This is a genomic window from Brevibacillus sp. SKDU10 (genome assembly GCF_001645205.1).
GTDB lineage: Bacteria > Bacillota > Bacilli > Brevibacillales > Brevibacillaceae > Brevibacillus_B > Brevibacillus_B halotolerans.
In genome coordinates this window covers 56561-82194 of sequence record NZ_LSSO01000162.1, presented here as the reverse complement: position 1 = coordinate 82194, position 25634 = coordinate 56561, and the positions used below count along the sequence as shown (strand labels likewise).

At 43.1% G+C, this 25634-nt stretch carries 22 protein-coding genes and 1 pseudogene; 5 read left to right on the top strand and 18 right to left on the bottom strand.

Translation table 11 applies throughout. From position 1 onward, the window contains the following. Positions 1-561: 561 nt before the first annotated feature. Together AYJ08_RS24935 and AYJ08_RS13490 are read left to right on the top strand one after the other, a co-directional pair. Positions 562-720, top strand: a pseudogene (locus tag AYJ08_RS24935) (putative RNA methyltransferase); the annotation flags it as partial. Between the two features lie 93 nt (positions 721-813). Further along, entirely contained in the window at positions 814-1449 is a 636-nt protein-coding gene (locus tag AYJ08_RS13490; protein ID WP_369799684.1) for a methyltransferase domain-containing protein, read from the top strand. 75 nt (positions 1450-1524) lie between these two features. On the opposite strand, the gene AYJ08_RS13485 is transcribed toward AYJ08_RS13490, so the two are convergent. After that, positions 1525-1968, bottom strand: a complete 444-nt coding sequence (locus AYJ08_RS13485; RefSeq protein ID WP_082890955.1) for a universal stress protein — start codon at positions 1966-1968, stop codon at positions 1525-1527. Positions 1969-2328: 360 nt separating this feature from the next. After that, positions 2329-3372, bottom strand: coding sequence for an oxidoreductase (locus tag AYJ08_RS13480; RefSeq protein ID WP_064018157.1), 1044 nt, complete (start codon positions 3370-3372; stop codon positions 2329-2331). 294 nt (positions 3373-3666) lie between these two features. On the opposite strand from AYJ08_RS13480, the gene AYJ08_RS13475 reads away from it, so the two are divergent. Beyond that, positions 3667-5817 (top strand): BglG family transcription antiterminator, encoded by a 2151-nt coding sequence (locus AYJ08_RS13475; protein WP_064018156.1) that lies wholly within the window; start codon positions 3667-3669, stop codon positions 5815-5817. Positions 5818-5871: 54 nt separating this feature from the next. Here the strand turns inward: AYJ08_RS13475 and AYJ08_RS13470 are convergent, their stop codons facing one another. From AYJ08_RS13470 to blaOXA, 16 genes are all read right to left on the bottom strand, one after another. After that, positions 5872-7005: a sulfate/molybdate ABC transporter ATP-binding protein gene (locus AYJ08_RS13470; RefSeq protein WP_064018155.1), complete on the bottom strand. Its 1134-nt coding sequence runs from the start codon at positions 7003-7005 to the stop codon at positions 5872-5874. Continuing rightward, positions 6995-7888 (bottom strand): sulfate ABC transporter permease subunit CysW, encoded by an 894-nt coding sequence (gene cysW, locus AYJ08_RS13465; RefSeq protein ID WP_064018154.1) that lies wholly within the window; start codon positions 7886-7888, stop codon positions 6995-6997. Before cysW ends, AYJ08_RS13470 begins: the two co-directional genes overlap by 11 nt. A gap of 18 nt (positions 7889-7906) precedes the next feature. Continuing rightward, positions 7907-8746 (bottom strand): sulfate ABC transporter permease subunit CysT, encoded by an 840-nt coding sequence (cysT, locus tag AYJ08_RS13460; protein WP_064018153.1) that lies wholly within the window; start codon positions 8744-8746, stop codon positions 7907-7909. A gap of 37 nt (positions 8747-8783) precedes the next feature. Beyond that, the gene (locus AYJ08_RS13455; protein WP_064018152.1) at positions 8784-9923 is read right to left on the bottom strand and encodes a sulfate ABC transporter substrate-binding protein; all 1140 of its coding nucleotides are present in this window, start codon (positions 9921-9923) and stop codon (positions 8784-8786) included. A 125-nt stretch (positions 9924-10048) separates the two neighbouring features. Continuing rightward, positions 10049-10198: a YezD family protein gene (locus AYJ08_RS13450; RefSeq protein WP_369799683.1), complete on the bottom strand. Its 150-nt coding sequence runs from the start codon at positions 10196-10198 to the stop codon at positions 10049-10051. A 230-nt stretch (positions 10199-10428) separates the two neighbouring features. Next, on the bottom strand, positions 10429-11448 hold the full coding sequence (locus AYJ08_RS13445; protein ID WP_064018151.1) for a 5-oxoprolinase subunit C family protein: 1020 nt from the start codon (positions 11446-11448) through the stop codon (positions 10429-10431). Next, positions 11445-12218 carry a 5-oxoprolinase subunit PxpB gene (gene pxpB, locus AYJ08_RS13440; RefSeq protein WP_064018150.1) on the bottom strand — a complete coding sequence of 258 codons (774 nt, stop codon included), beginning with the start codon at positions 12216-12218 and terminating at the stop codon, positions 11445-11447. Before pxpB ends, AYJ08_RS13445 begins: the two co-directional genes overlap by 4 nt. 23 nt (positions 12219-12241) lie before the next feature. Further along, a complete protein-coding gene (gene pcp / locus AYJ08_RS13435) occupies positions 12242-12889 on the bottom strand; it encodes a pyroglutamyl-peptidase I (RefSeq protein WP_064018163.1) in 648 nt (215 codons plus the stop codon). A gap of 13 nt (positions 12890-12902) precedes the next feature. Next, positions 12903-13856: a DUF979 domain-containing protein gene (locus AYJ08_RS13430; RefSeq protein WP_064018149.1), complete on the bottom strand. Its 954-nt coding sequence runs from the start codon at positions 13854-13856 to the stop codon at positions 12903-12905. A gap of 27 nt (positions 13857-13883) precedes the next feature. Further along, positions 13884-14576, bottom strand: coding sequence for a DUF969 domain-containing protein (locus AYJ08_RS13425; protein WP_003343290.1), 693 nt, complete (start codon positions 14574-14576; stop codon positions 13884-13886). An 81-nt stretch (positions 14577-14657) separates the two neighbouring features. Then, entirely contained in the window at positions 14658-15425 is a 768-nt protein-coding gene (locus AYJ08_RS13420) for a LamB/YcsF family protein (RefSeq protein WP_064018148.1), read from the bottom strand. Between the two features lie 219 nt (positions 15426-15644). Next, positions 15645-16433 (bottom strand): IclR family transcriptional regulator, encoded by a 789-nt coding sequence (locus AYJ08_RS13415; RefSeq protein ID WP_064018147.1) that lies wholly within the window; start codon positions 16431-16433, stop codon positions 15645-15647. Between the two features lie 290 nt (positions 16434-16723). After that, positions 16724-18748 (bottom strand): peptidoglycan D,D-transpeptidase FtsI family protein, encoded by a 2025-nt coding sequence (locus AYJ08_RS13410; RefSeq protein WP_064018146.1) that lies wholly within the window; start codon positions 18746-18748, stop codon positions 16724-16726. A 34-nt stretch (positions 18749-18782) separates the two neighbouring features. Continuing rightward, the gene (locus AYJ08_RS13405) at positions 18783-20840 is read right to left on the bottom strand and encodes a penicillin-binding transpeptidase domain-containing protein (RefSeq protein WP_064018145.1); all 2058 of its coding nucleotides are present in this window, start codon (positions 20838-20840) and stop codon (positions 18783-18785) included. Between the two features lie 216 nt (positions 20841-21056). Then, the gene (locus tag AYJ08_RS13400) at positions 21057-21785 is read right to left on the bottom strand and encodes an FHA domain-containing protein (RefSeq protein WP_064018144.1); all 729 of its coding nucleotides are present in this window, start codon (positions 21783-21785) and stop codon (positions 21057-21059) included. Between the two features lie 105 nt (positions 21786-21890). Further along, on the bottom strand, positions 21891-22745 hold the full coding sequence (gene blaOXA / locus AYJ08_RS13395) for a class D beta-lactamase (RefSeq protein ID WP_064018143.1): 855 nt from the start codon (positions 22743-22745) through the stop codon (positions 21891-21893). A 245-nt stretch (positions 22746-22990) separates the two neighbouring features. Between blaOXA and AYJ08_RS13390 the strand changes: the two genes are divergently transcribed. Both AYJ08_RS13390 and AYJ08_RS13385 read left to right on the top strand, forming a co-directional pair. Further along, positions 22991-23764, top strand: a complete 774-nt coding sequence (locus AYJ08_RS13390; RefSeq protein ID WP_003343279.1) for an ABC transporter ATP-binding protein — start codon at positions 22991-22993, stop codon at positions 23762-23764. After that, positions 23736-25631: an ABC transporter permease gene (locus AYJ08_RS13385; RefSeq protein WP_064018142.1), complete on the top strand. Its 1896-nt coding sequence runs from the start codon at positions 23736-23738 to the stop codon at positions 25629-25631. Before AYJ08_RS13390 ends, AYJ08_RS13385 begins: the two co-directional genes overlap by 29 nt. Positions 25632-25634: the final 3 nt, after the last annotated feature.

Here is a 25634-nt window from a genome sequence, read left to right as displayed (position 1 = left end):
GTTCACCCCGTTCAATCATAATCAGCTCGTGCCGCTCACTTAGCCGACGCAATCTTGCTGCTGCTGTTGCTCCACCTGCTACTCCACCTACTATGATGATTTTCTTTTTCATAAGTTGTTGGCTCCTTTTGTATGTTGAATGTCATTTCCTGTATCAAAACTGAAGATACCCCACGGGGTATTAATCAAAATAAAAAAATATCTCAACCACATTTACATGTAAGGGATTATATACCCCTATGGGTATATAATAAGCTCTAATCTTCTCCCAAGTCAACAGGAGATTAAGCACTTCAACGAAATAACATCTCAAGATTAAAAATAAGCTGGTAGCAGGGAAAATTCATCTTGGTACAGCGAAATATGCTACAATAAAAGCTGGGTGAAAGCCTTTTACTTTATCCAAAGGAGCCTTTGAACATTATGATCATCAAATTCATTCGTCTACGGTAATGTGAGGTACAGTTCATGTTAATCTCAACCATTTTTTCAAAAAATGTCTTGGGTTTATTTGACTGTGCCTTTTTTCATTCACCGACTACGAATGAATGAGGTGTTTTTGTGTCCCCAAAAAAGAATTCCAGAGAATGTACCAGTCTGATTTTAGAGTCTGAAGATATCTTTAGATGCCCGGTTTGTAAGAATCAAATGCACATGATTAATCGAAAAAGTCTACTATGCATCAAGGGTCATAATTTTGATCTCTCTGGGCATGGATATATCAATTTATTAACGAGAGCCTCAAGCACAAAATACAGTAAACAAATGTTTACATCCAGAAGGACTATTTGCAAAGGTGGATTTTTTGATCCTTTGAATGAAATCATAAGCGAAAGGATCATGACCGAAACCAAAAAGGAACGGATCAGTATACTAGATGCTGGATGCGGAGAGGGCTCGCTTTTGTCTAGCATTCAGGCAAAAATAAGCAAACATCATACATGTAAGGCTTTAGGAGTAGGTATAGATATTTCTAAAGAAGGTATTAGCTTGGCTTCGCGTGAATATCCAAATGCAGTATGGTGCGTTACGGATATAGCACATTGCCCCTTTGCTAGTGAACGATTTGATTATATTTTAAATATATTATCGCCATCTAATTACTCTGAATTTATGAGAATGATGGCTGACGACGGTATGGTCATAAAGGTCATCCCTAATAGAGATTACCTGAAGGAATTGAGAGAGGCTTTTTACAAGGAACCGAATAGGCAGAAGTACTCCAACGACAACACACTGTCTCTCTTTAAAAGTCACTTTCAGCTTGTAGATGTAAAGCGAGTCCGCTATTGTTTTGCTTTGAATCATACCCCCATCGAAGCTCTGCTTCAGATGACTCCATTATCCTGGGGAGCAACGAGAGAAGAAATTGAAGCATTTCTACAAATGAATGTAGTAGAGATAACCATTGACCTGACGATTCTATTCGGTAAAAAGCCTCGGCGCTAGAGGTCATCATTATGTAATCATAATAAGAGCTTTATCGCGCTTCTGCTCCGTGATAAAGCTCTTATTGTTAGCTGCTTATTTAATAATAAAGACCGGGCACGGTGCTAATTGTGTAATACGATGGCTAACGCTACCTAGCATCAATTCTTTAAAATCTCCCAATCCACGACTACCCATCATGATTAGGTCAGCATTCTTTTCTTTAACCAAAGCGAGCAATTCGTTAGCTGGGTCTCCTTGAAGCAGGATAGCTTCACATTGAACTCCTTCTTTTTCCGCCGCTTCGCATGCTTGATCTAGTATTTCTTGACCGTATTTTTTGGCTTCTTCCAGATATTCAGATTGAACGTCATGAACCATAAATACTAATTGACTAGCTACATAGGCAGGTAATTCTTTTACAACATGCACAAAAGTGAGCGAGGATTTATTCTCACGGGCAAATAGAATCGCCGCTTCCTGTACTTTTGGACTTAACTGCGAACCATCCAAAGCTATCACCATTTTATCAAACATCATATGGCCTCCTTGTTATATCGGTTCTTTATTATCATTGTAGCATGTAGATCAACAAAGATTTCATATATTTATGAAAAATCCAGAAACGTTTTTGCGTAAAAAAATGAACGCTTCAAGTTAAAAGAACTTCCTCGCAAAGGATAATAGCATAATCACAGCCACCACCATGCAAAGAATAAATAATCCCTTTTCTTGTTTTTTAAATGGATCCATCTCTTCTCCCCATTCCTTCCACCATTCTCCTTAGGTTACCCCTATTATAGAAGGGGAACTCAGCCTTCCCTCTTCTTTTGGATGTCCGTTCTGTGAAGGATTGCACAAGCTTTACCAAAGTAGTGAAAGATCCACAATATCTGTGGATCAATCTATATAAATAGTCCGACCTTCCCGACTGCTTTTAAAAGCCGCTTCAATTAGAAAAATATTCATCCGCGCCTGTTCTGCATGAACGGGTACATGCTTGCCTAAACGAATTGCCTCGTAAAGCTGATCATAGTAACGGTGATAAGATCCCCTTTCTGAGACGATTTTTTCTGTCACAGGCTTACCTTCAACCATCGTGGTTAGCTCTCCGTACCATTCTTTTTCTTCCTGACCCCAATTGGGAGCGTTGAGAGGCTGATTGTCTCGGATAGCCCCCTCCTGCACATCAAATCCAAACTTCATATAACTTCCCTTATCACCATGCACCTGAAAACGCGGCCCCGGTTGAACTGTCAGCATGCCAGCGTGTAAAATCGCTCGCAAGCGATCATAATGCAGGATGACATGAAAATAATCATCTGTTTTAGCCCCAGGTCGCTGTGCCTGTACATCTGCTGTAACCGCTTTGGGCATTCCAAACATCATAATAGCCTGATCTAACAGGTGAGAGCCTAGATCATACAAAATACCGGAGCCTGGCCCTGCGTTTTCTCTCCACCGATCACGTACCTCAGGCCGATACCGATCATAATGAGATTCAAAATGATAGATTTCACCTAGTCGGCCTTCCTGATATAAGCGTTGGATTGTCAAAAAATCATTATCCCACCGTCTGTTTTGATAAACACTTAGTACCTTACCTGTCAGCTTATTTAGCTCAATTAGCTCATCTGCCTCTCTGGTTGTTACCGCAAACGGCTTCTCAACCACAATATGTACCTTTGCCTGTATCGCTTCTTTTACCATTTCGTAATGAAGCGATGTAGGCGTCGTAATGATGACCAATTCCACTTTGGGATTTTGCAATAGCTCATGTAATTGCGAAGCCACCTGCACATCTCCTAGGTCTGCTCTTACCTTTTCTGGTTTGGAAGATAGGACTGCCACAATCTCATAATGCTCTGATGCTTGTAGAAACGGAACATGAAAGGTGGTAGCTGACGGACCATATCCAACAATACCAACTCCGATTTTCTGCATGTGAAATTCCTCCTGCTAAGAGAATTTTGTTTCTATATTTTATCCATGATGATCTGATTTTCTTATCATAACTGAAAACGATTGCGTGTTAAGAAATTGAGCGCGCACTGAATAATCTTATGAATAATAGTCCAACTTATGCACAAAAGATTACTAGTTTTTGGTCTTCTCTAATGAAGTCATCCTGCTTTATAATAAGCCTAATAGAAGGTAATCATATCGATCATCTTTTGCTTCTATCCAATCTTTGCAAAATACTTGGCAACAGATCAACTGGCAAAGGAGGTTGTATCCATGTCGCTCGATCAACGAAGCGCTGCGATTTTGCATAAAATTATGCAAGCTGACTCATATGTAACGGTACAGGAGCTCTTAGAATCTCAAGGAATTTCGAAACGTACACTTTATTATGATATGAACAAAATAAACGATTGGCTGGAAGAAAATCAACTCCCTGCTGTTCAATATATCCGAAGCACCGGCTACTATATAGACGAGCAAACCAAGCAAAAAATACCTGATAAGCTGCAAGGAATGAAGAAATGGCAATATGAGTATTCCGTTAAGGAGCGTAAGGCTTGGCTAACCATTTATCTCTTAACCCGGGAAGGACGAATCCTGCTTGAAGATTTGATGAATCGGCTAGGTGTTAGTCGCAACACCACCCTGGACGATTTAAAAAAATTAAAAACGGAGCTTCAAGCCTTTCATATATCGCTCCATTTTGACCGCAAGCAAGGCTACTTTATTCAGGGCGAGGAACAGGATAAGCGAAAGGCGCTCATTTTCTATCTCTCTCAGGCCGTAACAACCCAAAGCTGGAATCAACTCATCTCCCACATTCAAACCATGGCGTATTCTACTTCGATGGTAGAAGAGGAACAGCAAGAGGATTTCTTGAAAACAAAAGAAATTCAAGTAATCCGCGAGGCTTTATCTGTTTGCGAGCGCCTATTAGGCATTCAATATACCGATGAAGTTCTGGAGAGCTTAAGTATTCACATCCATCTGTTCCGTAAGCGCTTCAGTCGTGGACAGCATGTCACCATTGATATGGAAGAGAAAGAGGTTTTGAAAAAGACAAAGCATTTTGAAGCGGCGACCTATATTAGCAATGAATTGTCTAAAACTCTGCACATTGAGATACCAGAGGATGAAACCTATTACATTGCTACGCATCTCTTAGGCGCTCGTGTGATGAACCAATATCATTCGGATCAGGAGAATTCTCACACTCAAATGCTGTTGGAAGCGGTTCAGCGTATGATTACTGATTTTCAAAAGTTCGCTTGCATTATGTTTGAAAATCCGGAAGGGCTGAAACGCGATTTAATGCTACACCTTAAGCCTGCCTTCTATCGAATCAAGTATGGAATTAATATGGACAATCCGCTGATCGATTCCATTAAAACGCACTATCATGAGATTTTCTTATTAACACAGAAGGTTATTGTTCATTTTGAACAGCTAGTTGGGCAAAAGGTATGTGAAGACGAGATCGCTTATATTTCGATGCATTTTGGAGCGTGGCTACGTAAACAAGGAGCCAATCCGGCACCACGGAAAAAAGCACTGATCGTGTGTCCAAACGGTATTGGCACCTCACTAATTCTGCAAAACCAATTAGAAAACCTATTCTCTTCTATAGACATTTGTAAAACGGTTTCCTTACGGGAGTATGAAGCCCACTCTTATGATGTTGATCTGATCTTTTCTACTACCACCCTGACAAAAAGCGATGCACCTGTTTATGTGGTAAATCCAATTCTTAATGACGCGGAAAAAGCTCGCTTATTAAGACGAGTAGGAGCTTATATTTCTGACAAAGAGAAGCAGCCGACAGAGTCGTTAGAAGGCATGATGTCTATTATTCGTCGTCATGCGGTGATAGAAAATGAAGAAGCTCTCCATCAAGAGCTAAAGGAGTACCTACTGGAACCTGCTGCGTTACATAAGGAGCTTACCTATAAGCCCACTGTTGCAGACATCCTCACGAGGGACCAGATTCAGGTAGCACGAACCGTTGCCAATTGGGAAGAAGCGATTCGGCTTGCATCAGCGCCTTTAGTTCGCAATGGAAGTATTCTCCCATCTTATGTAGACGCCATGATTCGCTCTGTGTATGATCATGGACCATACATTGTAATCGCGCCGAAAATTGCTATTCCGCATTCTAGGCCACAGGACGGTGTTCAACGTCTGAGCATGAGCTTCCTGCAATTGAAGCATCCCGTATCCTTCTCAGAAAGACCGGAGCATTCGGCACAGCTATTTATTGTACTAGCTGCTATAGACAATGAAACACATCTGCGCGCATTGGCTCAGCTAACAGCGGTTCTTTCTTCTCCAGAAGCATTACAGACCTTGTTGCAGACCGATCAAATTGACGATGTTCTTCACTTATTAGAAATTTACTCTCAGCATCAGCTGCCTGCTGGATTATAAAAACAAAGCAAAAACCAACCATCGCAGACGCTTTGGTTGGTTTTTTCCTTTTCCTCATATCTTAACCCCTGACATCGTAAGTGAAACAGACTGGGGATTCACTCTTTTAATCGCTTGCTGTTGAGCTGGCTTGATAGGAAAAAATCGAAGAGATGTAAGATTTACATACAACGGCTGAGAAGAATCCTTCCAAAGCTCTCGATACCGATCTCCACTTAGCTCTAATTCAAACAGCGTACTATCTTCCGCTAGCCGACATTCCAATCGGATAAGCGGGCCCAATAATGAGACATGTAATACTGTAGCTTCCGCCCAGCCCTCCCCTTTTGGAATGCTCGATAGCTCCATTTGATGGGGCCTGATGTATCCAATCGCTTCGGTATGATTCCAGTTCAAAACTTCTTCTGATTTCCATGCTAGCTGTCCCATGTGAATAGTCCCTTCATGTCCACAGACACGAAATTGATTGACCCTTCCTAAAAAGCTGTAAACAAAGGGATTTCTAGGATTCTGGTAGACTTCGATCGGTGTTCCCACTTGTTCAATTTTACCCTTATTCATAATTACCACTTGATCTGCCATCTCTAGGGCTTCTTCTTGATCATGCGTCACGAACACAGTAGTGATTTTCAACGTATTATGCAATCGCTTCAGCCAGCGACGCAGTTCCTGACGTACCTGCGCGTCGAGTGCCCCAAACGGTTCATCCAATAATAATACGCTTGGTTCAATAGCCAATGCACGAGCTAACGCCACTCGTTGTCGTTGCCCGCCAGACAGTTGATTGGGGAAACGTGATTCTAATCCATCCAATTGGACTAAACGGAGAAGTTCCATGACCTTTGCTCGAATGCTGTCTTTAGAAGGACGCTTTGCACGAGGACGCACCTGTAAACCAAAAGCAATATTATCAAAAACGCTCATGTGGCGAAATAGAGCATAATGCTGAAAAACAAATCCAACTCTTCTTTCCTGAACCGTTTTTTGTGTAGCATCTACTCCATCAAAGCGGATAACTCCTCGTTCCATTTGCTCAAGACCAGCAATGAGCCGAAGCAAGGTAGTTTTTCCCGATCCTGAAGGTCCCAATAGTGCAACTAGCTCTCCGCTTGGAATCTGTAGGTTAATATGATCAAGGGCAGAAAACGTCCCGAAGCTTTTGGATACCTGTTTAATTTCAATGCCCATGTACACTCTCCCCCGTTTCATAGCCCCAGACAGGTGCGTCTGCCTTCCTTTGATTGTATTGCCGCTCTGCTTTCCATTCCATTATGCTCTTGATAATCAGTGTCACAATAGCTAAAAAGGCTAATAGAGTGGCTACCGCAAAGGCAGCTACAAAATTATATTCGTTATACAAAATTTCCACTTGCAGCGGCACCGTGTTCGTCATCCCACGGATATGCCCTGATACGACAGATACCGCACCAAATTCGCCCATGGCGCGAGCATTACAGAGAATAATCCCATATAACAGGCCCCATTTGAGATTAGGCAATGTAACCCGCCAAAAGGTTTGCCATCCCGTAGCTCCAAGTGACAAAGCCGCTTCCTCTTCATTGTTGCCCAGCGATTGCATGGCAGGAATCAACTCTCGCGCTACATAGGGAAAAGTAACAAACATGGTTGCTAAAATAATACCCGGAACCGCAAAGATGACCTTGATATCGTAAGCTTCTAACCATGGTCCCAGCAATCCTTGCGTACCAAATACCAAGACAAACAAAAACCCTGAGATAACAGGAGAGACAGCTACAGGCAAATCAATGAGGGTAAGTAGAATGCTTTTTCCCCGAAACTGATATTTAGCAATTGCCCAAGCCGCCGCAATCCCAAACACCGTATTTAGTGGAACAGAAATTGCGGCTACCAACAGGGTAAGCTGTATAGCTGCTACCGCATCCGGCTCGACGATCGCCTCCCAAAATGGTTGAAGGCCGTGCTTTAGTGCCTCCGTAAACACTGATAACAGCGGCACAATCAAAAACAATCCTAAAAACAGCACGGAGAGTACGATCATGAACCAAGCCCCTGGATGTTTAGCAATATCAGGCTGGTTAGATAATGACATGTTGTATCCTCCCCTTTTCTAAATGTCCATCCGGTACATTCTCCGACTCCACCACTGTAGGATATTGATCAAAAGCAGAATAACAAATGATAGCAGAAGCATGACCGAAGCAATTGCTGTTGCACCTGCATAATCAAACTGCTCCAGCTTTGTCATGATTAAAAGCGGAGTTATTTCCGTTTTCATCGGCATATTTCCTGATATGAATACAACAGATCCATACTCCCCAACTGCTCTAGCTAGGGCTAACGTGAACCCTGTCAGCAAGGCAGGTACGAGCTGAGGGAAAATAACCCGCCAAAACGTAATCCAGCGATTGGCACCCAGACTCGCGGCCGCCTCTTCCATTTGCCGATCCACATCATGCAATACAGGTTGAACAGTGCGGATCACGAACGGAATTCCGATAAAGATGAAGGCAACCGTAACCCCAAGTGAAGTAAAGGCAACCTTAATACCCAGTGGCTCAATATATTGACCGATCCAACCATTAGGTGCATAGACCGCTGTAAGCGAAATACCAGCTACCGCAGTGGGCAGGGCAAAGGGCAGATCAACTAGTCCATCCAGAATTTTTTTACCAGGAAAGCGATAACGAACCAGTACCCAAGCGATCAGTAAGCCAAACACTGTATTTACTAAGGCGGCCCCTAGAGCGGCTAAAAAACTAAGCTTATAGGATGCTATCACTCGGTCAGCAAGTACAATAGATAGAAATTGATCCCAGCTAAGGGAGCTAGTCGATAGCACAAGCACAGATAAAGGAAACAGCACAAGAAGGCTCACATAGACAACCGTATACCCTAGCGATAGACCGAATCCCGGTATGATACTCGACTGTTTCCGGATGTTTTTCATTTTTACACCACCTTGTGTCAGTTACGTCTGTTACCGATTATGGCTGATAGATTTGATCAAAAATTCCCCCATCGGCAAAATGAGCTTGGTGAGCTTCTTGCCAATTTCCAGCTATCTCTTCAATTGTGAAGAGCTTGATAGGAGGAAATTGATTCGCATATGCTTTGGCTACCGACTCTACTCGTGGTCTGTAAAAGTTCTGAGCTGCCATTTTCTGCCCTTCCTCCGAATACAAGTATTTTACATAAGCCTCTGCTACCTCTTTCGTTCCTTTTTTCTCAGTGATTTTATCTACAACGGTCACTGGCGGCTCTGCTAAAATACTGACGGAGGGTACGACAATCTCCACTTTGTCCTTCCCGATTTCATTGATAGCCAAAAACGCTTCATTTTCCCAAGCAAGAAGTACATCGCCAATCCCCCGCTCTACAAAAGTCGTTGTGGAACCGCGCGCTCCTGAATCTAGAACAGGCACCTGCTTGAATACCTGCTGTACAAATTCTTTAGCCTTTTCGTCACTGTTGTGGTTGAGCTGTTTGGCATAGCCCCAAGCGGCTAAGTAGTTCCATCTTGCCCCTCCTGAGGTTTTTGGATTAGGGGTTATTACTTGAACGTCTTGTTTTAGCAGATCGCTCCAATCCTTAATCTGCTTTGGATTACCCTTACGGACAAGAAACACAATGGTAGAGGTGTATGGCGAGCTTTTTTGTTCCAAGCGTGATTGCCATTCCTTTTGAATCAGTCCCTTTTTTGCAATCGCATCAATGTCATATGCGAGACCCAGCGTGACAACATCAGCTTCCAACCCATCAATAACCGAGCGGGATTGCTTGCCCGAGCCACCATGTGATTGCTTTATGGTCACGGTTTGGCCTGTTTTATTTTTCCAGTAATCAGCAAAGCTTTTATTATAATCCTGATAAAATTCACGTGTCGGATCATAGGAGACATTTAGCAGCTCAATTGGCTTTGAGGAGGATTGATTATTGCTAGAAGCAGTTGTAGCAGTACCTGCTGTTTTGGCTCCCTTATCTTCTGAGCCTGTCGAGGATGCTCCCCCTCCGCACCCAGCCAGTACAAGCGCCAAGCTGCCGGAAAGAAAACAGGTTAGCCACCTCAGTCGCTTTTTACTGCTTAAAAATGTTGCTTTGGTTATGGTTGTAGTGCTTATTTTCATTGAGTTACCCCCTTCATCTTCTCTAATCGTCCAATAAGGCATGTTGTGCTTATATACAAAAAAGACTCCTCCCGTTCACTCTCCACTGGCGAACGTAAGGAGCCTTCGGTTGTCCGATCGGCACTCTATCCTTTTTGTTTTTTCGAAAATTCTTTCTTTTCCAGCGAATAACGATGACGCTCTACTCGCTCAATTTGTGTAATGTTCGAATCATGAATCGTAATATGCACGGAGCCATACTCAATACCTTTCAAAGCATCTGAAATTTTCTGCATCCATAGGTCTTGTCGACTTGCCTGCTGTTCAGACATACCGTTTGCCCCCTTCATGCCTGTTCCACCTTTTTGATAGACACCAAAAATTAGGAAACTTTGTATTTGAGTTTAATCACATAATTCCTATCTGTCAAGTTGGAATTAAATAAAAAAAGCATATTTCCTGCGACATGCACAAGAATATGCTTAGATGTGAAAACGAGCGTTTCGTAAAGGAATAAACACAATGACTACCGTTTCATTTGCAAATGGATTCCCTGCCGCAGCTCAATAATAAATTGTTCCCGCTCTATCAATAGCTGTTCCGATTCGTCCCTGCTTATCTCTGTAAACAAGATCTCCTCCCCGGGTCTCATCTGCGCCAGAATTGGTAAATCGACTGTAGCTACCTGACCAATCCGCGGATAGCCTCCTGTCGTCTGCCGATCGGCAAGCAAAATAATGGGATACCCCTCTGCCGGTACCTGAATGGTCCCAAAGGCTACAGCCTCCGATAATAATTCAATCGGTTCTGCCAATTGAAGAACAGCTCCTTGAAGACGATACCCCATGCGATCAGATTGAGGTGTGATTTTATAGGAGGAATGAAATAAATTCTGTTGGCTCTCTGAGGTAAACAAGGAAAAATGGGTTCCCCGACTAATGCGCACTTGCGGATTTCTTCGGTACGTTGCTAGGCATTCGGCACTAACACTCCAATCCACACTTGCCCAACTTTCCACAGATGTCTTCTTCGCTAACCTCTGGTGCCAATTCTTTAGAAAAGCCCGCGTCACATCAGCTTGCTCACCTACTGATAGATAATCACCTGCCTGCAAGCTTCTGCCCTGATAGCCTCCCATTCCGGCACGAGCATATGTACTGCGGCTGCCTAGCACCTGCTCAACCTCAATACCGCCTGCAACAGCTACATAAGCGCGACAGCCCGTCCGACAGCCTCCACCTTTCATGACTGTACCCGCACTGATAAAAATAGGACGCCACATAGGTAAACGTTCACCATTGATCGTAAAAGACAAATCTGCTCCTGTAATTGCAATAAGGCTATCGTGCTCAAAAGCTAACTCTGCTCCTGTAAGCGTCATTTCTAAAGTTGCAAGCTGCTCTGAATTGCCCACTAGCATGTTGGCAATCCGTAAGGCTAAAGGGTCCATCGCTTCGCTAGTCACAACCCCATATTTTCGAAATCCAAACCGCCCTTGATCTTGAATTAATGTGAGTAATCCCGGTTTGATTACACGTATGCTCATGACTGTTCCCCTCCCCATTCCAGATATTCCTGTTGGGTAATCGGGCGGAAACGAACTGTATCACCTGCTCGTAAGTAACTAGGCGGGTTCTGCTTGGCACGAAACAACGCAAGAGGAGTCCGACCGATCAACTGCCAACCACCCGGGGTTTCGATTGGATAGACCCCCGTCTGCTCTCCGCCAATACCTACTGAGCCAACAGGAATCTGTAAGCGTGGAGAAGCTCTCCTTGGCGTAGCTATTTCAGTGGACATTCCTCCCAGGTACGGGAACCCAGGTGCAAAACCGATCATGTAAACCTTATACGAAGCTGACGAGTGAATACGAATAACTTCTTCTGGAGTAATCTGATGATATTTGGCTACCTCTTCTAAATCTGGCCCATATTCTCCCCCGTAGCAGACTGGAATCTCAATTAATCGTGATTGTCGTTCGAGCTGGCTTGTATGCCCTGCTAACATCCCATTTACTTTATTCACTACGATCTCATACGCGGTGCTGTTTGTCTGTTGGTTCACTACCTGTTTAACCATGATAGGATCATAATAAATCGCCACGCTTGTAAAAGCCGGTACAAATTCAATCATGCCGGGAAACGGATGTTGTTCGATATGAGTAGCAAAAGCCTGTACAAGCTGGTAAATATCCGCATCCTCATTATCCGCTAATTGGAATTGCACCAGCACTGCTGCATCTCCCAGCGGTAGAATCTGAACAGACCATTTTTGCTTGATCGCTTGTCCTTCTATCTGTTTATCTGGCTGTTGCACCTGATCACCTCTACCATTTCTCTCTAACTGATCTGTCCTTCTATCGCCTTAATATCCTGCTCGACTCCTACACTGGTACGAACGATAACCTCCAAAGCCTTTTTCACGCTCATCAAGCCCATGCTTGGCTGTCCAGAAAACCGAACGGCCTGTTCAGGTAAATAGGGAATATGAATAAAGCCGCCTTTTGTCCTTGTAAAACGCGTAGCTATCAGATGAGCTAACCCATAAAAGAGATGATTACAAACAAATGTACCGGCTGTCTGAGAAACGGAGGCAGGAATCCCTGCCAAACGAACCTCTTTGACAATAGATTTGATTGGCAGCGTAGACCAGTAAGCTACCGGACCTTCTTCTATAATGGGCTGATCGATTGGTTGATTCCCCTCATTATCTGGAATGCGGGCATCGTCTACATTAATCGCTACCCGTTCTACCGTGATGTCTGGGCGTCCGCCTGCCTGTCCGACACAAATCACGACATCAGGCTGCACTTCGGCCATGCTGCTCTCCAAGACCTCCAGAGAACGATGAAAGACAGTGGGAATTTGTTTGATGATTACCTCAACATTAGGAATATCAAGCTTGTGGCATTGTTGCACTGCTTCCCATGCAGGATTGATTTGTTCCCCGCCAAAAGGATCAAAACCGGTTAACAAAACTTTCTTCACCATGATATTCCTCCTAAAACAGCAAATAGTACATTAGAAAGATATTAATTCCTAACAGCAATAAAGCAGTCGGAGCCTGCGCTTTTATCACCGCATTTTTATCAGGCAAATCTAATAGAGCCGCCGGAACAATATTAAAATTGGCTGCCATCGGAGTAAGCAACGTGCCACAATACCCAGAAAACATACCAATTGCTCCTAACACGGCCGGGCTTCCACCGTGCATTTGCACCAACAAGGGTAGCCCAATCCCAGCAGTCATGACAGGAAAGGCCGCAAATGCATTCCCCATTACCATCGTGAACAAGGCCATCCCCAATACATATGCAACGACAACTAGGAAACGATTATCCACCGGAATCGCAGAACTTACTAGATCAGCGATCACTGTGCCCACTCCTGCGGCTCCAAACAATGCTCCCAATGTGGCTAGCATTTGCGGCAGGACAGCAGCCCAGCCGATCGCATCCAGCAAACGACGCGACTCTTTTACTGGCTGAATACCTTTTGTCTTGGTAATGCTCATCGCTACCACTAACGAGACTAAACAAGCGACTCCTAAGCTCACCAGCGTAACGTTCTGCTGATCGAGTAAAAATATTTCGCCTATTTTGGCATTTTTCAATAAAACACTACCAATTACGGTTACAACCGGGATCAATAGGGCGGGAATAAACAAACGATTCCCAAAACGTTTGGCGCTAGCCTCTCTTTGTTCATCCGTTGTTTGCTGATACGTTCCCAAACGCACTCCGCCCAAACCAGCAATAAGCGCCATTAGCAGCACAATGATGCCCATGACCAAAGAAGATACTAGCTTGCCTCCTAAAAAGGAAAAGGCAAATAAGGCCCAGAAAAGGGAGGTGGTAAAACGACGGGGATTACTTTTATCTCTTAACGCTAAAATAGAAATAATGACAAGAAACACGCCGGCAAGATAATAGATAAAATCTAACTGGATGAACATAGCGGTCACCTTCCCTTCCATGTAATACTACGCACTTTTGCGCAGTTGTTTGCTTTCTTCCATGTATCTTCTGATTTTTCCATCAAATAAATATAATCTTGTGCCATGAATCAGGAAGGCCGCAATTGCAGTTGGAATCCCCCATACTGCTATATGAAGAGGTTCAAGTGAGATGCCGTTTTGTTGGAAGAAGCCATGCATCAATAGGACGGCTCCAAAAGCAATAAAAATGTCTTCTCCAAAAAATAAACCAATATTATCCGTAGCTGCTGATTGAGCCTTAATTTTGTCGCTTAACTCTTTAGGCAATTGACCGTGTTTGTTCTCGGCTGCTCCTTCTGCCATCGGCGCTACCAACGGACGAACCATCTGAGCATGTCCACCTAAGCTGGTTAGTCCTAGCATGGCAGTCACTTCTCGTACAAATAGATACAAAATCAGCAATCGACCCGTAGTAGCCGCTTTTACTTTGCGAATTAATCGCTGTGACTGTTCCTTTAGCCCGTATCGTTCTAAAAGACCAATAATTGGTAGCGTTAAAATAAACAACGATAAATAGCGGTTCTTTTCAAAAGCTTCTCCAAATGTAATTAAGATTTGTTCAAACGATAAATTCCCTGCAAGTCCCGTAGCAATCCCTGCCACTGTAACAACGAGTAGTGGATTAAAGCGCAAAGCAAATCCGACAATAACAATTAAAATTCCGATCAGTGATAACATGTACAGCCTCCCTTTATCTCATGGAATCTACCTGTTTATCTCTATTTGGTAAAACATTTTTGTTTACTCTTGTACGTAGCCTTACGCTTGATGTCCCACAGTTTCAACTCTGATCTGCTCGTTTTCCAATTGTGATCGGATCTGTCTGGCAAAGGATAGCGCATGAGCTCCATCACCGTGAATGCAGACGGTATCCGCTTGAATCCTAACATCTGTTCCTTGCTGTGAGGTAACTTTCCCTTCTTTAACCATTCGAATTACTTGGCTGACCGCTGCATCCGTGTCAGTTAAAACGGCATTGGGCTGTCGGCGGGAGGTAAGTGATCCATCGCTTTGATAGGTGCGATCAGCAAATACCTCATGGGCACTGCGTAATCCAAGCTTTTCGGCTGCCTTAAGCAATCGGCTTCCCGATAGCCCGTACAAAATTAATTCTGAACCCAAGCTATATACGGCTTCTGCAATCGCTTCGGCCAAGCTCTCACTTTGTGCCGCCATATTGTACAAGGCTCCATGCGGCTTCACATGATGCAGAACACCCCCCTGCGCTTTCACAAAGGCATGTAGGGCTCCTATCTGGTATAGCACCATATCATGTGCCTCACGTGGCGAAATGTCCATCGTACGGCGGCCAAAGCCGATTAAATCGGGCAACCCTGGATGTGCTCCAATCGCTACTCCTTTTTCCAGAGCCATGTAAACGGTCTGACGCATGGTAGATGGATCTCCTGCATGATAACCGCAAGCGATATTTGCCGAGCTGATACATGCAAGAATCTCTTCATCGTTCCCCATCTGGTACGCACCAAAGCTCTCTCCCAAATCACAATTCAAATCTACGCGATACATTGCTTCCCCTCCCTTTGACTTGTACATTGTGATACCTGGAAATGCCAGCGTTACTCGTTCCGAAATTCGGAATAATCGTTCCATTTTTTATATTTTTACTCATTATAGATTTAGTTTAATAGATTGACAAGAAGCAATTTACAGAAAAAACTACCCAACAAATCGCTAGGTAGTTTTGTTATTCTTCTTCTATCATCTTTATCAAAAGTCTAGTGAAAGCTATGCCAGTTGGGTCCATCGATGCCGCGGATACTCTCTTTGCCCACCAAGCGCACGCGAGATTCGCTCGGCTGTCTCCATTGTTTCTTTAATTAGCAAAGGTAGTTTATCAGGCTGAAAGCGCACCTCAGGACCTGCAACACTAAGACCAGCTATTAGTTTGCCCCGATGATCAAAAATAGGAGCCGCCACGGAGACAGTCTCGTTCTCTAATTCCGAGTAACTGATCGTATAATAATCTTGACGAGACTCTTCCAGTTTTTCCAATAGCTCCTTGCCGTTCGTAATGGTCCCTTTCGCAATACGCTCAAATCGGACGTTTTCCAGATATTCTTCAACCTCTGCAAACGGAAGAAACGCTAAAATAATTCGTGAACAGGCCCCCGCATACAAAGGAGAGCGCCTCCCTACTTTCGTATACAATCGCACCGGATGCTTGGTATCTAGCTTCTCGACATAAATGGCATCCAGTCCATCCTTCATAATAAGATGAACAGCTTCCCCCATCTCCTCTCTTAGCTGATTCATCCAGGGAAGAGCTATTTGGCGAATATCTAACCGATCGGACACTAGTTGACCATACTGTAGAAAGGTTAACCCAAGCGCATACCGCCCCTCCTCGTCCTTACGAAGGAATCCCATCTCTTCAAGTGACCCGACCATACGATGCACAGAGGTCTTTGGCTTATCGGTTAATTCTACTAATTGAGCTAACGTTAAATGTGGATGAGTAAGAAATAGAGAAAGTAAATCTAATGCTTTCACCACTGTCTTATTTTTATGCTGCACCTTCTCCTCATCCTTCCTATGATTATACATAACTCACGAAATTTTATATTATTATGACATATCTTATTACAGGGAGAAGGACTGTGCCAAGCAATTCTAATCAGAAGGCAAAATAAAGTACCCCAGCTTTGCTTATTTCAATCAAGCATGCTGATCTTTATTACAACCTATTAGTTACAAAAAATCGGAAAAAAGTTTCACATCTATACTGCTTTTATGTACAAAAAGAAAAAAGCCAGCATTGCCAGGCTTTTACTCCTGCTGTGCAAATGCCAGCTTTCATCAGCTTCTCATTTTAACCCCACGTATTTATCGTATGCTTGAAACACCGCTCGACTAATATTTGATGCAGAGCGCCCTCCATAACCGCCCTCTGGTACAACCACTGCTACTGCTAGCTTCGGTTTGTCCGCAGGTGCATAGGCGATAATGACACCATTATTGACCCTTGCGTGTTTGTGCCATTTCGTAATAGATTTCCCGATTGAATTCGTCGAAGTGACAGGTACATAAATATCCTGTTCAGATGTACCTGTCTTGGCTGCTACCTGATAGGGAAGGCCTCGAAATGCATTGACAGAGGTTCCGCCTGGTTGTGTTACCTGTATCATTCCATTGCGTAAAATATCCCAATGTACTTGCGGTTGCTCGATTTTATTTAGAACCTTAGGCTTGGGTCGAAACACAATGTTTCCTTTTTCATCTACGATTTTATCGATAAGCTGAGGCTGTAGTCGAACGCCATTATTAGCTAAAGTCGCGGCGTATTGAGCTAGTTGAACTGTCGTGGCTCGAACCTGTTGTCCAAAGGAGGCTTGTACCATTGCAGCCAGTGGCCCATAGTTTTGATTCATAACTAGATAATCCTCTTTGCCCTTATTCTCACTCGGTAGGTCCACTTCCGTCAACACGCCCAAACCAAATTGATGATAGTACTCCTGCAACTGCAAAACTGCTCTGTTACCCTCCTTTTTGGCAACACCTTCTCCAATGCGTGCCATATACGTATTCGAGGATTTAGCTATCGCCTTTACTGGATTGAGGACACCGTAATTATGACCGTTATCGTTTTTTATTCGATCGTTCCCTCGACCATAGTAGTACGTAACCGGATCGGTCCATTGATCGCTCGGCGTAATGATGCCCTCTTGTAACCCTAGCAATACTGTAATGGGTTTCATCACAGAGCCGGAGGGTACGATTGATTTGGGGTGTTTATTATTTTCCTGTTCCGCTGAAGGGCCTGTTAATGGTCGAACATCGTAAGGAGCTTCACGAATCGTCCCATTAGTAACAGAGTATTTCATTTGCTCATAAGTAGCCTGATCTGGACCATGCACCCAAACATTAGGATCATACTCGGGATAGCTGACCATCGAAACTACCTTACCGGTATCCACTTCCATCGCTACCACATAAGCTGTTTTCGCTCCAGAAGCTAATGAAACACTTCCTCTTAGCTTGGGGAGGAAGTCTTTAATGAAATCTCTAATTTCTAACTGTACACGCTCATCAATGTTTAGATAGAGACTTTGACCACGTATGGGAGCCTCTTTCTTTAGCTCGCGTTGTACGGACTGATCGGCCGCCACCTCATATAAGCGATAGCCATTCTTTCCGCGTAGTTCCTTTTCATAGCTACGCTCGATTCCGTCTAATCCAACCAATTGATCAGGAAGATAATTCTCCTGCTCTGTTTTATAAAACGAACTGTTCAAATTTTGGGCTACATGATAAGGACGAACGTAGCCAATCGTTTGTACAGCTATTTGTTTGGTATCGTATTCTCTGATCGATTTCGTTACCACATCTACCCCTGGCAAATCTCCCCGATGCTCCTCTAAATAAGCAATTTCCTCTGGTGTCAGGTCATACTTAATTTCTTTTTCCATATACTTTGGGGCATTGCGAGCAATGTTTTTCCGCTGCCCATTCTCCCAGGTGAAGCCTACATCCAGCTTTTTAATAATTGCGCTTTGTGTCATTCCTCGGAGAACTTTTTCAAGCTTCTTGGCTAATTCGATAATCTCCCGCTGCTTTATACCCTCTGGTTCATGAAAAACTGCTGTAAATGAAGCTCTGCTATGTACCAGCAACTTGCCATTACGATCATAAATATCGCCGCGAACTGCCGGAATGGGGTCTTTTTTGAGGGAGCGAGAGCTTAGTACCTTTTCAAACTCGCTCCCCTCTATAATCTGTAATTGAGCCAATCGCAGAATAATCGCGGAAAATAAAAAGAAGGTAATCAGAAAAATCCATTGCATACGCTTTAAGCGCTGTTCCTGATGCAGTTTTTGTTCTGCTTTATCCACAAAAGGCTCTCCTTATCTTTCTGCTGTCTTTTCACTAGGAATCTCTACCAATTTCCTGCGCAAAAATTCGTTTAACCTTGGGATCAAGATAATGACTTCCACCTCGACCTTTTACATTTTCTATCATCATCGTTAGTAATAGCTTTGGCTTATCTACATTAAACATAGCCATCCAGCCATACTCCAACCCATCCTCACCTTTTCTCGCCTTTAACTCGGCTGTTCCCGTTTTTCCTGCCACACGGATACCTGATGGTTTTGCAAACCGTCCTGTTCCTTGAGAATTTTCCATGACTTGAATCAGGTCAGCTTTAATCAATGCTGCTGTCTCTTTCGACATTACATTTTCCCTCCAAAAGGCTTGCGGCTTCATCTCCTGCTGGGTTAAAGCGGGGTAGACTATATTTCCCTCATTTACAAATGCGCTATAGGTCAACGCCAGATGAAGAGGTGTCATCGTTACTTCTCCTTGCCCATATCCAGAATCAGCTAGCTGAATTTCGTTTCTGATATCCTGATTAGCTATTTTTGATTTCCTTAACGGATAGGTAAGCGGCAAATTTTCACCTATACCAAACTTTTTTGCTCCTTCTAAGAAAACCTGCTGCCCCATCTGTAGTGCCGCTTGCGCAAAATAAATATTATCGGAATACACGAGGGCTTTTTCTAACGTAACGGGGCTATGTGGGTCTTTCACTCGCGTTACCTCGTATTTCCCCCATGAGGAATCCTTTTGCCAATGTAATCCCTTGACAGTCATGCCTTGCTCAGGCTGGATACTTCCTTGTTCAAGTCCAATCGCCGCCGTAATAGGCTTAAAGGTTGAACCCGGTGCAAATCCAATAGCAAACCGATTAAGTAGTGGTTTAGCTGGATCGTCATTTAGCCTGATCCATTCCTTATTGGATAATCCTCTGATAAACGCGTTAGGATCATACGCTGGTGTACTTAGCATCGCCAGCACTTCTCCAGTAAGCGGATGAATAGCCGCCGCTGTCCCCGCATCATTCTTCATTTCCTCATAGATTGCAAACTGTAGATCAGCATCAATGGTTAATGCGAGCTTCTGCCCATCCTGTGCTAGTTTTTTTGCTAGCACTTCCTTTTCCTGTCCCTGCTCATCCGCTATAATAATTCGCGCACCTGGCGTACCGTGTAATTGTTCCTCATAGACCTGCTCCACACCCGCCTTCCCAACCAAATCCGTAGCACGATAACCTTTTGGCTCGTATAGCTTCCATTGCTCTTCATTCATACTGCCGATATAACCGATTAAATGAGCAGTAGCCTGACGATAAGGATAATAACGCACCTGTTTCTTACGTATCATCAAGCCCTCGATCTTTTCCAATTGATCTAAGCGATCGTCTTCCTTAGCTTGCGTTGCTAATGGAACAAATAACTCTGGCTTCACCCATTTTGCATTTCGTTTCGCCGCAATTTGTTCTACGGTCATATCTAATAGAACGGCTGTTTTTTGTTTCTGATCGTCTGAATTCTTTTCCCATTTTTCAGGTATTAGCCCCACTTCATAAGCGACTCCTGTTGTAGCTAATAAGATCCCATTACGATCTACAATTTCCCCTCGCTGCGGCAGGATGGTTTGGACCCTCACCTTATCTTTCTCCTTCATGCTAGGAAAAATGAGGGATTCATTCCATTTGATATACCAATCTTTTTTTCCACTCTGATTTTCACGTACCATCGTTAGCTTATGTGTAAAAGTAAGAGGACCAGCGACTGTATTCATGCTAACTTGGTAGGGCAGGTGAAGCTCCTCATTTTTCGTGATGGATTCACGTCCCATTGAGGTATCCTTCACTTGTAGATGATTGGCTTCCATTCCGTTATAAATGGTTTCATAGCGGCTTATAAATGCAGCCTTTGTCATTTTTTTCTTTGTATCCAAAGCTAGTTGCTCATACATTTGGGCAAAATCCTGTTTACCCCAGTTGTCCAGATACTCCTCAAAACGTTTTTCTGCCCGATCCTTTACAACACGAGGATCATCTTCCATCAAATGGGCGTAAATAAAAATTCCTCCTACAGCAAGAAGAACTCCAACGATAGAAAAAAAGAGTATTCTTTTCATGATAAATCCACTCCTTCCTTCTAAAGATAGGTCATACGTCATCCAAGAAACATATTGTTCCATCATTAGATCGCTGATAAATCGCTCATATTTACATGAGACAACCCTTCGTCCCATCAAAATGGGACATAGCAAAAAAGCCAGAAGAACAACAACAGACCTCCCTCTCTTATCAGAAAGGAATTGCTCTGTTTTGTCTTCTGGCTTTTCTGGTTTTTATAAGTCCAACATATAACCATACCGTGGTATGGTGATAATTTTATCACCGTACTCACCCAACCTTTTACGTAAACGGTAAACCAATGCATTAATCTCGGCTCGACCTACATCTGGCAATCCATCCACTGTAGATGACCGTTCTGGCCATACATGTACTTTCATCTCATCATAGCTAACAGCTTGATTTACACGCTCGTACATGAGCATCAACAGATCAATATCTTTTCCCGATAAATAAAGACGAACTCCATCCAGCAGGATTTCTCTTCTCTCCACATTGATGGTTAAGCCCTTCACATCCGCACTCCCATTGCCTGCAGCTGGCTCAGTCTGTTCCACCGCCTGATCCTTACTAGCACCCAATGGTCGAATAAACTCCCGGGTTACATCCAAGTCATTTTCCAATGTAAAGAAAATAAATTCTGCCTCTCCCTTTGCCAATGAAATACGATCTCCGTATTGTAAAACATGCGGGGCATTTTGGAGCGGTTGCCCATTTACCTCCGTGCCATGTTTGCTGTTTAAGTCATAAAGAACGTACTGATTTTTTTCTTGGCGGATGACAGCGTGCTGTCTTGATATAAATAAACTGGTAAAAGATAAATCAGGTTGATACGTCGCCCCACGTCTACCAATTGTGCATTCGGTCTCTGTAATGAATTTTTTGACCGTCGTCTGGTTGGAATCTCCCTTTTTAATGAAGAGATATGCTTCTACTCCCAACATGATATCACTCCAAATAACAGTTAATCCTTCACTCTATTATAAACGATTCTTATACGTCAACAAGAGCTGCTTGGTTTGCAGCCCTTGTTCTTTCCCTTTTTCATCCTATTTGTTCTGGGATGGTGTTGGGAGCATGTTATATTTTTTGAGGATTTGCAATGTAATATTTTTAGCCTTTACTCCTGAGGAACTTCCTTCCCCATTCACATTGGTAACAAAAATATAAGGATGTCCCTCTATCTTAACAAACCCTACAAACCAACCAACTGCTGGTGTATTGCGTGTCCCTGTTTTTCCGTAAAGCGTGTACAAGTCCTCATCCTGCTGGATCATCATGCGTTTCACAGTCTTCATTACCTGCTTGTCAAACGGCAATTGTTCTTTATACAGTTTTTCTAAGAAATCTGCCTGCTCCAGAGGTGTGATCTTTAAGGTACTGTTTAGCCAAAATTTATCAATTCCACCGCTGATATCCTGATTCCCATAGGCGGCTTTATGTAACCATTCCTTCATGCGTTCTGCACCAATATCGCGAGCTAGCTGTTGATAGTACCAGACTGTTGAATAGCGCATCCCCGAACCAAGCGTATGATCCTTGTTCCAGACGTCAAGATCGCGCTTCACGCCATCCCAGCGCTTCACCGTATATTCATCGTCCACTGCTTTTACTTGAAGACCTATTAGAGCATTCATGATTTTAAAAGTAGACTCAGGTGCTTGCGGTTGTTTTGCTCTCTCTTCATTAAAAATAAAGGTCGAATTTTTCTCCACATCACGCAGGATAAACGTACCTTCGTCGTTTGGAAAAAATTCCTTCACTTCCATTTTGGATAAATCAACGATCTCTTTTTTCTCAGATATACTTGCCGGTCTTTGTAGCTCAGATTCCTTTGCCATTACCGAGCATCCAGCCATAGCCACACTTAGAAGTAACACCGCGCCATATTTCAATAGTTTCATGATCGGCACCCCCACTATATTTTTCCTTCTATTTATAACGATGTAAAATGTTCTTTATCGCTTCCTGCCTATACCAATATATGCTAATACAGGCACTAATAACATGCTTGAACCGTTATAAACTCATGAGAGTCTGATGATAAAACGATGATACGACGCTCAGCTTGACTGACACCTAACCAAATGATACTCTAAACGCGACTCTTGACCGGAATAACGATACGTAATGGAGGTGTATGTGTGACATGGGACTTCTTCAGGTAACAAACGTCAGCAAAATATACGGGGGGAAAATTCCCTATCGCGCTTTAACCGACGTGAACTTCCACATAGAAGAGGGAGAGTTTATTGCTATCATGGGGCCGTCAGGGAGCGGAAAAACGACCCTATTAAACCTTATTGCCACAATTGATATCCCCACCACTGGAGACATTCTCTTAAATGGTGAAAATCCTCATAAGATCAAAAAATCAAAGCTAGCGGTGTTTCGCAGACGTAATCTAGGCTTTGTGTTTCAGGATTTTAACCTATTAGATACATTGACACTGGGCGAAAATATCTTATTGCCGCTCGCGCTTGATTTTTACAAGGTTCCTGAAATGAAACAGAAATTGGATGAAATCGCTACTCAGCTAGAAATTAATCACATTTTACAAAAGCGTCCCTACGAGGTGTCAGGGGGGCAAAACCAGCGTGCCGCCATTGCGAGAGCCATCATCCATTCGCCCTCCCTTTTATTAGCAGACGAGCCTACGGGTAATCTGGACTCCAAATCAACCCGTATCGTCATGGAAACCCTGCAAAACATTAATGCTACCAAAAAAACCACGATGATGATGGTGACTCACGATCCTGTAGCTGCTAGTTACTGTGATCGCGTTTTATTTATCAAGGATGGCACACTATATAATGAAATTCAACGCGGAGAAAGCCGTCAGGTGTTCTTCCAGCAAATCTTAGATGTTCTGGCGCTTTTAGGGGGAAGTACCTATGACCTTTCTACAATTCATCGCCACTAATGTACGTCGTAAATTCAGGTTCTATCTGGCGTATTTTTTAAGTGTTACGTTTGTCATCATGATTTATTTTACCTACGGCATGTTCATTTATCATCCAGGAACGACTACAGAAGGTCTACATTACTTGGTGGTTAATGGGATGACCGCAGCCGAAGTAATCATCTTTTGCTTTTCCTTTGCTTTCATCTGGTACTCCACGAATATTTTTCTTAAGATGCGGAAAAAAGAATTTGCCGTTTTATCTATACTTGGTATTTCCCGCTGGCAGATAAACTTCATGATATTTATGGAAAACCTGCTGTTAGTCACGTTATCCATGGCGGTTGGCATTGGATTTGGTCTGCTATTCTCCAAATCCTTCTTCATATTCGCTTCAGCCATTCTTGATATGGATGAAATACCATTTTATATACCAACTGAAGCTCTTTTACTTACGATCGTTTCCTTTTATACTGCCTTTTTGCTTATTTCTTTTTTCACTCTATTTACAACGAAGCACCGGAGTATCAAGGTTTTACTTGATGAATCACGCAAACCGAAAAAGGAGCCTAAGGGATCGGTTATTTTAGCTCTTTTCTCTATCCTTTGCATTGGATCAGCCTACTATATTACGTTTACCCTTAAAAACGATATCTTTGAGGTTATAAGGTGGATGTTTATAGTCATCCTCTTAACCTGTGTCGGTACTTACTTCTTCTACTCCCAGTTTGGAGCATTCCTGATTAATTGGGTAAAAAAAAGACCCATTCTCTACTGGCGTGGAACCCGAATTATTTGGCTGTCCGATCTAGCATATCGCATTAAGGATAATGCCCAGATGTTTTTCATGGTAACCATTGTCTCCACTGTCGCCTTTACTTCGGCAGGAGCATTGATCAGTGTCCTAGGTATACTTGGTATGGTCAAGGATACGCTTCCACTGACAATCGAGTATAAGTACTACCACGATGAGAAGCTTGAGGGTAAAAAATCTACACAAATCATTGAGGATCATCTAGCCAATTACCATGTAAACTATGAACGAGTCGAGGTCGAGGATTTATATTTTTCTAAGCCAGTAGCACGTGCAGATGTAATAAAGATATCAGCTTATAATCAAATAGCAGCACTGCTAGATCGTGAAACGTATCAAATTAAGAAGGGGGAGGCTCTTTGGATTAGAGCAAGCTATTTACCCGAGGATGGCATTCCTGACCTTCTTGCGAAAGACGGCAAGCCTTTTCGCTTGGTACAAAAGATAGACAAGCCAGTCCTTTCTTACCAATGGAACACATTAGCTGTATCCGATGAAGACTTTGCCTATCTGAAGAAAAAGGCCTCCTCTAACTATACGGTTGTAGGCTATGTGGTTCATAAGTGGAGAAAGGGAGGCCCTATCAATAAAGAGGCGGTAGCCTTCTCAAAAGAAATCAACCAAAAGCTAGCCCAGGACCAACATCCTTTAGTTCGTGATGCCTACTATGCTGAAGCAAAGCGGGCCGTTGGCAGTGCGTTATTTATCGGTTTATTTGTAGCCGTTATATTTTATGTTTGTGCAGGAAGCTTTTTATACTTCCGACTTTATATGGATCTTGATCGGGATAAACAATATTATCAAACAATCTCTAAGATTGGCTTATCCATAGAAGAATGGCAAAAAAGCATGACTGTCCAAATCGCCCTGCTCTTCTTTGTTCCATTCACATTGGCTATCGTACACACGTCAGTAGCTTTAGTCGGTCTTCAAAAGGTGTATTCCAGCGGCACCTTCGTTTCGATTTTTAAAACATCAATTGTAAGCATCCTGATTTTCTTTGTACTTCAGCTTGTTTATTTTCTCATTGTTCGCTCTCACTTTTTGCAAAAATTAAAAAGACATATTGTTTAGAGA